Annotated in this window: 8 protein-coding genes; 4 read left to right on the top strand and 4 right to left on the bottom strand. The window is 58.2% G+C overall.

From position 1 onward, the window contains the following. On the top strand, positions 1-3,223 hold a 3,223-nt coding region (locus tag VEZ52_RS14155; protein ID WP_324837385.1), incomplete at its 5' end, for an AMP-binding protein. A 165-nt stretch (positions 3,224-3,388) separates the two neighbouring features. Here VEZ52_RS14155 and VEZ52_RS14160 read toward each other — a convergent pair. The 4 genes from VEZ52_RS14160 to VEZ52_RS14175 all read right to left on the bottom strand — a co-directional run bounded on the left by VEZ52_RS14160 (position 3,389) and on the right by VEZ52_RS14175 (position 6,335). After that, positions 3,389-4,030: a LysE family translocator gene (locus VEZ52_RS14160; protein ID WP_324837386.1), complete on the bottom strand. Its 642-nt coding sequence runs from the start codon at positions 4,028-4,030 to the stop codon at positions 3,389-3,391. 68 nt (positions 4,031-4,098) lie between these two features. After that, positions 4,099-4,773 (bottom strand): hypothetical protein, encoded by a 675-nt coding sequence (locus tag VEZ52_RS14165; RefSeq protein WP_324837387.1) that lies wholly within the window; start codon positions 4,771-4,773, stop codon positions 4,099-4,101. A 267-nt stretch (positions 4,774-5,040) separates the two neighbouring features. After that, on the bottom strand, positions 5,041-5,574 hold the full coding sequence (locus VEZ52_RS14170; protein WP_324837388.1) for a lysozyme inhibitor LprI family protein: 534 nt from the start codon (positions 5,572-5,574) through the stop codon (positions 5,041-5,043). A gap of 71 nt (positions 5,575-5,645) precedes the next feature. Continuing rightward, positions 5,646-6,335 (bottom strand): LexA family transcriptional regulator, encoded by a 690-nt coding sequence (locus tag VEZ52_RS14175; RefSeq protein WP_324837389.1) that lies wholly within the window; start codon positions 6,333-6,335, stop codon positions 5,646-5,648. A 208-nt stretch (positions 6,336-6,543) separates the two neighbouring features. Between VEZ52_RS14175 and VEZ52_RS14180 the strand changes: the two genes are divergently transcribed. The 3 genes from VEZ52_RS14180 to VEZ52_RS14190 all read left to right on the top strand — a co-directional run bounded on the left by VEZ52_RS14180 (position 6,544) and on the right by VEZ52_RS14190 (position 9,968). Then, positions 6,544-6,990: a translesion error-prone DNA polymerase V autoproteolytic subunit gene (locus VEZ52_RS14180; RefSeq protein WP_324837390.1), complete on the top strand. Its 447-nt coding sequence runs from the start codon at positions 6,544-6,546 to the stop codon at positions 6,988-6,990. Further along, on the top strand, positions 6,971-8,299 hold the full coding sequence (locus VEZ52_RS14185; protein WP_324837391.1) for a Y-family DNA polymerase: 1,329 nt from the start codon (positions 6,971-6,973) through the stop codon (positions 8,297-8,299). The genes VEZ52_RS14180 and VEZ52_RS14185 overlap by 20 nt, the downstream gene beginning before the upstream one ends. Positions 8,300-8,759: 460 nt before the next feature. Further along, entirely contained in the window at positions 8,760-9,968 is a 1,209-nt protein-coding gene (locus tag VEZ52_RS14190; protein ID WP_324837392.1) for a glycine betaine/L-proline ABC transporter ATP-binding protein, read from the top strand. Positions 9,969-9,971 lie beyond the last annotated feature (3 nt).

Here is a 9,971-nt window from a genome sequence, read left to right on the forward strand (position 1 = left end):
GCTGGAGTGCCGCAGGCGCGACCCGCACCTGTTTCTCACGCTGGCAGGGGAAGCTTTTTTCTACTGCCTGTCGTCCTTTGCCCTGTTGTGCATCAATAATCTCGGCATCATCCAGCTTGGTTTTTCGCTTACCGTTACGAGTTTGCTTTCCGTGGCGATGATGATTGGCATATGCGTGGGTTCCATTCTGGCCGGGCGGTACGAGGCCACAAGCTGGCGGCGCATTATGGTTCCCGCTGGCGCAGGGCTTGGCCTTGGCCTCATGCTTTCGGGCCTTGCCCCGTTGCTGCCGGAGACGCTGCAATTTGCATGGCTTTTTCTGCTGCTGACATTTTCCGGCGTTTGCGGGGGGCTGTATCTCATACCGCTTGTGAGCTTTATTCAGGTAAGGCCAGCCGCCACGGAGAAAGGAAAAACACTGGGGATTTCCAACTTTTCGTGCTTCAGCGGCATTCTTCTTTCCGGGCTGCTGTTCGCATGGCTGGGCAAGGTGCCTCCGGCCTGGCTTCTGGCTGGCAGCGGCCTTGCGGCGCTGGTGTTCATCAGTTGGGCCGCTGTGAGCATTGCGCGCATGTTTTCTTGCGGCAAGCGCTTCAGCCTTGTGGGCCTCTGCCTGCGCCTGCTGCTGGGCCTGCGCTACCGCGTGACCGAGGCCGGGCTTGAAGCCATATCCGGCCCCGGCCCAATCCTGTTTATGCCCAACCATCCCGCGCTGATTGACCCCGTCATTGTATATTCATTGCTGGCGAACCATGCGCCGCGCCCCCTTGCAGACGAGCGCCAGATGGAAGGCCCGCTTGGGCGGCTGGCGGCAAAGGCCCTGCGCGCCGTGCTTATTCCTGACGCCATGAAGGATGGGGTCAAGGCCCGGCAGGGCGTTGAGGCTGGCATGCAATCCGTGCTGGATGCCTTGCAGGCTGGGGACAATGTTTTGCTATACCCCGCAGGGAGGATTTATCGCTCAGCCAGGGAAAGCCTTGGCGGCAACTCCGGGGCAGCGCTTATTCTGCAAAAAATGCCCGGCCTGCGGGTGGTGCTGGTGCGCACAACCGGGCTGTGGGGCAGTGCTTTCGGCTACGGAGCCACAGGCAAAGCGCCGCATTTCGGCAAGGTGCTGCTGCGTGGCGCGCTTGCGGTAGTTGCCAACCTGCTGTTCTTCACCCCGCGTCGCCCCGTGACAGTGGAGTTTGTGGAAGCCGCTGATCTGCCCCGCACGGGCGACAAGCGCGTGCTCAACCCCTGGCTGGAGCAGTTCTATAATCAGGCGGAGCGCCCGGCGCAGGGGATTCCCCATTATTTCTGGCAGGGCAGCGAGGCGCGGATTCTGGATGCCGTGCCGCAAAACCGCGCGCCAGAGGCGGCGGATATCCCTGCGGAAGTGCGCGCCGCCGTGTATGCGGCCCTGCGTGAGGCGGCTGGCCTGCCGGAAGATCAGCCGCTTTCGGAGGACATGACCCTGGGCGGCGATCTGGGGTTGGATAGTCTGGCCCTCATGGATCTGGCCCTCAGCCTTGAAGGCGCGCAGGGTGCAACCGTAGCGAATCTGGAGCTTCTGGTTACTGTGCGTGATTGCCTGCTGGCGGCGAGTGGTCAGCTTGGCGCGGCCAATGCGGACGCTCCCGCCCCTGCTGGCTGGTTTGCGCCTGCCGCTGACCAGAAATTTGCCATACCCGAACACGCCGCAACCATTGCCGATGCTTTTCTGACCCAGGTGCGTTGCGCTCCTGCCCCGTCGTTGCTGGCAGACCGCGCAAGCCTGCGCAGCCGGAGGGACATCCTCATGGGCGCACTGATTCTGGCTCGCCGTTTACGGACGCTGCCCGGCGAGCGCCTTGGCATCATGCTGCCCGCCACGCCCGCAGTGGTTACGGTATGGCTTGCGGCCCTGCTGGCAGGCAAGACGCCTGTGCTGTTCAACTGGACGGTGGGGCAAGCCAACCTCCGCCATTGCATAGCTATAACCGGGGTCAGCCATATTCTCAGCGCGACGGCCTTGCAGGATCGTCTGGAACGCCAGGGGCTGGGCCTTGCATCCCTGCCCGTGCAGTGGGTGCTGCTGGACAAGCTGGCGGCATCGCTGACCATATGGGACAAGCTCTGCGGCGCGCTTAAGGCCCGCTTGCTGCGTAATCTGAAAGACTACAAGGTGCCGGAAACAGCGGCAGTGCTCTTTACATCCGGTTCGGAATCCCTGCCCAAGGCCGTGCCCCTGAGCCACGCCAATCTGCTCGCCAATGCCCGCGATATTGTGGAGGTGCTGCACCTTGAGCCGGGCGACAGCGTGCTTGCCATGCTGCCGCCGTTCCATTCCTTCGGCCTCATGGTGAATATTGTGTTGCCCCTGTCGCTGGGCATCCGCGCCGCCTTTCATCCAAACCCTACAGAACCCGGCCCGCTGGCGGCTTTGGTGCGCGATTACAGGCTCACGCTAATGGCCGCGCCGCCAACCTTTTTGGGAGCAGTGCTTGACCGGGCAGCAGGGACAGAAAATCTGGCAAGCCTGCGCTGCGCCTTTGTGGGGGCAGAGAAATGCCAGGATCACGTCTACCGGGCTTTTGCCGCGCAATGCCCGCAAGCGGCGCTTTGCGAGGGCTATGGCGTAACGGAATGCTCCCCGGTGGTTTCCGTCAACAGGCCGGGCGACATCGTGTGTGGAACCATAGGGTACGCCATGCCCTCGGTAACGCTGGCCCTGGTGCGCGAAGAAGACGGCAATATTGGGGGGCGCGTGGAAGCGGGGCAGACCGGCATGCTTCTGGTGCGCGGCCCCAGCATTTTTGGCGGCTACCTGAGTGATGCGCCCTCGCCCTTTGTGGAGTTTGAAGGCCATACCTGGTACCGCACCGGCGACCTTGTGCGCATGGATGAAACCGGCCGCCTGACCTTTCAGGGGCGGCTCAAGCGTTTTGTGAAGATTGGCGGAGAAATGATTTCTCTGCCGCAGATCGAATCAGTGTTGCTTGAAATATTCGGCAAGCGCGGCGATGCGCCGGAGCAAGGGCCTGCGCTGGCGGTGGAAGCCACTGCGGAAGAAAGCGGCTCGGCAATTATGCTCTTCACCCCGCTGGCGCTCTCCCTGCCTGAAGTGAACGCAGCTCTGCGCGGGGCGGGGCTTTCATCCCTGTATGCGGTAAAGCGCATTGTGATGGTAGAGGCCATCCCGCTGTTGGGCAGCGGCAAAACGGACTACAGGGCATTAAAAGGAAGTGTTGAAGCTGGTTAGCTTGTGCACCGACATGCTGTTATGCACAGGGCCGCAGGACTGATACATGTTCCTGCGGCCCTTTTTGTGGTCTTTTCAATCAGTACTGGCAGTGGTGAGATGCGGCATGCTTACGTTTGCACCTTGCCCCGTTATGGTGGGGAAAGCTCCGATAGTGGCAATATCTCAAGGTTGCAGAATTACCGTGTAAAGCAGAGAGCCGAGCGCATAAAAGCCAAATCCCATGAGGATTACTCCGGACATTCTTGATACACAAAGGGAAAATCCTTCGGGCAAGCGCCGCTGAGCCAGAGCAACTCCGCCGCTCAACAAGAACCACCACAGCAAAGACCCCAGAAACACGCCCGCAACAACGGCAAGGGCATTGGTTGTCCCCGGCGTGTCGGTCAAGCCGAGGCCAGCGAACAGTGCCGCAAAGGAGAAGATGGTCACCGGGTTGGTGAGCGTAAGAAAGCATGTTGATGCGACAGTGCCGGAGAGTTCCTTGAATTCATTGGTGCGGGCTGGCGCTGCCGCCCGCCGGGGATTTGGACGCAGACTTTTACAGCCAAGCCACAGCATGAACAGACCGCCCGCAAGCTTGAGCCATGGGGCAAGCGTTGCCAAGGTTGCTGTCAAGGCTGAAAAGCCGATCGCCGCAATACTTGCGTAGACGGCATCGGCCAGGGCCGTTCCCAGCCCTCCGGCTACGCCAGCCCAAAAACCGCGTTCAAGGGCGCGGCTTATGCACAATACGCCGATGGGGCCAAGGGGAGCTGCCACAGCCAGGCCGAGAAGCATGCTTTTACAGAATAACAGGAGTTCCATCAGGCGCTCTTATTGCTGTATGCGGCAAACCGCTCGGCATCATGGCAAGTTTTGCAAGTTTGCGTTTGTTACTTTGAAAAAATGGCATAGAGCGCATTAACAGAGTATTTATATTCAGTGTTTGTCAACAGGTGATGAACGCCTCGCCTGGCATGCTTCAGTTCATCTTTCAGGGGCTTCCAGCAATCAACCTTTCGTGTCTTTGCCGTGTTTCCATCATGGTTCTTGATGCTCGGGGCATCTTCATTATCAAGCCACCATGTTGAAAATTCTTTGTAACCCCAGTCAGTTGTCAGTACAATGTTGAACCTGTGCCCGAACTCTTCTTCCGGTTTGTTGGATTTAAATCCTGAACCAATTTCAGGATCAAGATGCCTCGTTCTCATTCTTGCAATATCAGCAACAATTGACTCGTAGCCTGCATCCAGATTCCCTTTTGCTTCGACCATAAGTTGAATGGCTTCATCATTTACCGTACTGATTTTTCTGGCAAGAAGATCAAGCTTTGCTGTCCCGGCTTCGTCATCATTTTTGCTGTAACTATGTTCATTGAAGACAATATATCCATTGTTTATGAGCGTGCTCGCAAAATACGTTGTAAGGCAGCGTTCTGGAATATATTTTATGAACTTCCCATCTTTTGTAATACCAAATGGAATATGAAGTTTAATCGCCTCTGAAAGGTTAGCAAGTCCATCAACAATAAATCTTTCAACTTGGGAAAGCGCCTGGCTGGAATCCATGACATCATCCTTTGTAAAAAGTTTGTTCTCGCCATTAATCGAGACAATCATTACTACGCGAGACGGCAAATTAAAATATAATAACTTGTTAAAATCGTAATATCAATAAGTTGCCAGCCTGTTTCTATGGGCCTGGCAACCTGTCTTGCCTGTGGACCCTTTGCTTTGCCTGTTGCGCAAGAGGTCGAGTACAAAAAAAGCGCACCCTCATGGATGCGCCTTTGCATGTCATTGATTTGCGCCAGCCCGATGCCGGGTTTCGTGTCGCTACTGCTCGACGCTTTCCTGCAAGACGTCTACCCAGCGCGCCATGCGGGCAGTTTGTTCCAGATACCAGAGCGAAGCCATAAGCGGTGAAAGGGTGCCGCCGTTGGGGTCAAACATGGCAAGGGAGCCGTTTTTGCGCAGGGCATCCCACGCGCCCAGGGCGTCATTAAAAGCCTTGGCGCGTTCCGGGTTAAGGGTGGCGACAACGCGCGCGCGTTGCGCGTTCAGGCGGGTTTCAAGGCGTTCCTGTTCCGCATTCATGCAGTCCTGCATGCCGGTTGTCACCCCCGCAGCTTCGTCCATGCAGGCCTGATAGGTCTGGCTGAACAGATTCTCCACCGGAAGGGCGGAATCCTGCTGGTCAGGGCTGTCGGCGGCAGCGGCGGCGCTGGCGTCCTGCTGCGCTGGGGGCGCAGCTTGCGGCGCAGCTTCTGCGGCAAGAGCGGGGTGGGCAACAAGCAGCACTGCACAGAGCGCACTGAATGCCGCAAAATTGGCAAAGAATGTTGCAAAGGATTGACGAGCAGACGACATCCCAGACTCCTTGGCGAAAAAACCTTATATGTTGAAAGTGTACGCGCGCCGGGTGTCGTGCGCAAGCATTCTTACCTGTATTCCCTTCCAGACCACAGCACGCGGCCAATAACCCTGAACTGCTCGGCGCAGTCGCCGCGCAGGTCAAGGCTCACAGGCGGATAGGCCGGGTTGACGCTGTTCAGAACAATCTTGCCGGGCAGCTTGTCGATGCGTTTTATATAGATGGCGTCTTCGAAGCCAACGGCATAAAGCCGCCCAGGGCTGATTTCCGTCTGGCCACGATCCAGCAGCACCAGATCGTTGTCAAAAATTTCCGGCACCATGCTGTCGCCAGAAACACGCATGAGCACCATGCGCCGGGGGTTGCCCTTGCGGCGTAAAAAATCGCCCCTGAAGGCATAGCTGCCCTGGCTGTGACTGTTGACCTCAAGACTGCCCGTTCCGGCAGAGAGTCGCGCTTCTGCCAGCGGCACACTGATGAGATCCGTTTCGAAATCCGCCTGAATGCTGGGCAGTTCGCCATCCGCCGCTTCCGGCAACCGCATGGGCCCGCTGCCAAAAAAAAGCCAGTGGGCGTTTACGCCTGTCTGGGAGGCGCAGGTCTGAATCCACGCAGGCGGCACTTCGCCTCGCTTGCGCGCTCCACTCACGGATTGCGGGGTGATGCCCAGCGATCTTGCCAGTTCCGCATCGCTGACCACACTGAGGGCCTGCATAAGCCTTTGCAATGTTTCTTTGAAGTCTGATTTTTCGGGCATGCGTTCCTCGCTTCCGCGCGAATGGGTGATTGCCGCACACGCTTTCGGCGGGGTTGTTTCAACTTTTCATTCAGGGTATCAATCTCAGGCGTTGCTTGCAAGGGTAAAATAAGCTAAAAACTGATGGTCGCGCGGTTATGCCCGCATTTTTGCAGATTTTGCCATCCGCACCCATTGGGCTGCGGTGAACCGATCCACAGGAGGCGGTATGGCTTTCATTTCGTCTTCGCTGGAACTGCTGGCTCCGGCAGCGGTCATTTCTGACCACAGGACGGGGCTGCCCCTGTATCTTGCGCCTGTGGAGGCGGGTTTTCCTTCTCCGGCGGAGGATTACCTCGACTGCAAGCTGGATCTGCACAGGCACATGGTGCGCAACGAGGCTGCCACCTTCTTTTTGCGCGCGCATGGTGAGTCCATGCTGGGCGCGGGTATCCATGACGGAGACCTGCTGGTGGTTGACCGCTCGGTAGAGGCCGGGCACCGCAAGGTGGTTATCGCCGCGCTGGAAGGGGAGCTGACCGTCAAGCGTCTGCTGCGCCGCGATGGGCGCGTCGTGCTTGCCCCCGAGAACCCCAGGTTTGACCCCATCGACATCACGGAAAGCGAATTTGTGCACATTTGGGGCGTTGTTACCTATGTCGTCCACAAGCTCTGATTCGCCAGCGTCCCTGTGGGCGCTTGTGGACTGCAACAATTTTTACGCCTCGTGCGAAAAACTGTTCCGGCCCGATCTTGCCGAGCGCCCTGTGGTGGTGCTTTCCAACAACGATGGCTGCATCGTGTCGCGGTCGGCTGAGGCCAAGGCTCTGGGCATCCCCATGGGCGCGCCGGAATTCAAGTTGCGGTCCCAGTTGCGCGCGCTGAACGTGGCGGTATTTTCCTCCAATTACGCGCTTTATGGCGATATTTCCGCGCGGGTGGTCGACATCCTTGAACAATGCTGCTCTCAGGTAGAGCCGTACTCCATTGATGAATCTTTTTTGCGTCTTGAGGCTCCCCAGCGGGCCAACCTGCCGGAGTTTTGCCGCGATGTGCGGCAACGCATCCAGCGCTGGACGGGAATCACTGTTTCCGTCGGGGTTGGAGCAACTCGCACCCTTGCCAAGATTGCCACACATGTGGCCAAAAAGCATCCGTCCTACGGGGGCGTGTTTTCCCTGGCGCGGCAAGAGAGCGACATCGACCGCGTGCTTGCGGGTACGCCCGTTGAGGATGTTTGGGGCGTGGGGCGGCGGCAGGCGCGACGCTTGTGGGCCGAGGGCATCTGCACGGCCCTGCATCTGAAAAACGCTGACGACATCATGCTGCGCCGTCTGCTCACCGTGACAGGCTGGCGCACGGCTCTGGAATTGCGCGGTGTTCCCTGCCTTGGCAACGAGACCGCTCCTGTAGCGCGTAAAACACTCATGTCCACGCGTTCCTTTGCGCAGCGCATCCACGACAAGGCCATGCTGGCGCAGGCGCTTTCCACCTTTGCCGTGCGCGCGGCCACGCGGCTGCGGCGCGAGGGCCTTGTGGCCAGCGGGCTTGGCGTTCATATCCGCACGGCGCGCCCCGGTCAGGCGGCAGCAGGGGAGCGGCTTTACGACCAGACCGCCCAGTGCCCCCTGCCCCTGCCTACGGCTGACAGTCAGATGTTCATCCGCACGGCGCTGGAGGGTTTGGAGCGCATATTTTTGCCCGGTTTTGCCTATGCCAAGGCCGGGGTGATGCTCTACGGCCTTGAGCGGGCCGATGCCGTGCAGGGCAGTTTGCTGGCCCTTGCGGCCGGGCTTGAATCCGGCGGTGATGGGCGGCGGCAAAGCCTCATGCGCTCGCTGGACAATATCAATAACCGTTTTGGCCGCGATACGGTTATCTTTGGCGCGCAGGGCATGGGCGAGGCTCCCTGGCATATGCGGCAGGAACACCGCTCCCCCCGCCTCACAACCAGCTGGGATGAACTCCCGATTGCCCGCTGCTGAAAACGCCTTTCCCCCTTCTTCTTCAGCTGTTTGCTGCCTGCGAGTGCATGTGTTTTTCATCTTGAGGGCGCTGCTATGTGATTTGCATGCTTTGCATAAATTTATGATGTAGCACGCAAGTTTTTTTATATTGTACAGAAGTAAATTGCCATATTTGCATAAATTTAAAATTTATAGTAGCGTACTCAAATCGGTACAGAAACTATAAAGATCATAGACGTGTGATATAGAATCATGCGTGTAGAGTCTTTATTTTTTCTGTTGTGGTTGTTTAACGATTTTGTCTTAACATTATGGAAGTTCGGTAATAACCGAGGAGGCGTTCAAGAGCTGGTGCTGTCTGCGCTGATGACTCCAGCCCGTTCGTTTTGACGGCCATATTTGGCCGTGCTTCCATATACTCGTCCCTTCCCAGGGGCTACACCCGCAGCGGTTTTCTGCTGCGGCAGAAGGAGAGTATATGGCGAAGATCTCCGTCAGGAATTTATTCAAAGTCTTTGGGCCAAGCCCGGAGCATGCCCTTCAACTGGCGTCCAAGGGGCGTTCCCGCGAAGATATTTTGCGGCAGACACGCTCCACCATTGCCTTGCGTGATGTTTCCCTCAATATTGCGGAGAGCGAGCTGCTTGTGGTCATGGGGCTTTCCGGCAGCGGCAAGTCCACACTGCTACGCTGCCTCAATGGCCTTATCATGCCCACGGCTGGTTCCGTGCTGGTGGATGATCAGGACATCATGCACATGAAACCGCGCGAGCTGCGCCGTGTGCGGCAACGCTGCTTTGGCATGGTCTTTCAGAATTTTGCCCTTTTTCCACACCGCACCGTGCTGCAAAATGCGGCCTTTGGCCTTGAGGCCATGGGGGTGGGTGAGGCCCTGCGCCTGAAAAAAAGCGGCGAAATGCTCGAACGCGTTGGTCTTTCCCAATGGGCCAATGCCTACCCCCGGCAGCTTTCCGGCGGCATGAAGCAGCGTGTGGGCCTTGCCCGCGCCCTGGCAATGGAGCCAGAAGTGCTGCTCATGGACGAAGCCTTCAGCGCGCTTGATCCGCTTATCCGGCAGGAAATGCAGGAGGAGCTCCTGACGCTCCAGCAGGATATCCGCAAGACAATCATCTTTATCACCCATGATCTGAATGAAGCCTTCCGGCTTGGCGACCGCATAGTGCTGTTGCAGGACGGCGCGGTGGTGCAGACCGGCACGCCGGAGCAGATACTGCAATCGCCAGCCAACAATCATGTGGCCCGCTTTGTGGCCTCCGCCGACGTCACCCATGTGCTCACGGCGGGCGGCATCATGAAAAGGTCGGAAGACTGGGCCGTGCTGGGCCTTGACGGGCCGCATTCCGTTTTGCGCAAGATGGCCGCGCATTCCATAAGCTCCCTGTTTGTCCTTGATGCGCAGCGGCGATTTGCGGGCATTCTGTATGCCGCCGATGCCGAGCGCATGGTGGCCGAAGGCAAGACGGACATTGCCGCCATCACCCAGCGCGACATAACAACCGTCGCGCCCTCGACCCCTATTGCAGAAGTAATGCCCATCATGGCTGAGCTTCCTTATCCGCTGGCCGTTGTTGACGAGCGGCAGAGGCTCCAGGGCGTCATCGTGCGCGGCCTGCTGCTGGCGGCAATGGTGGAGGGCATGGAAGCGGGAGGTCAAAATGCTGCCTAGAAT

The sequence above is a fragment of the Desulfovibrio sp. genome, assembly GCF_035644575.1.
Lineage (GTDB): Bacteria > Desulfobacterota > Desulfovibrionia > Desulfovibrionales > Desulfovibrionaceae > Desulfovibrio.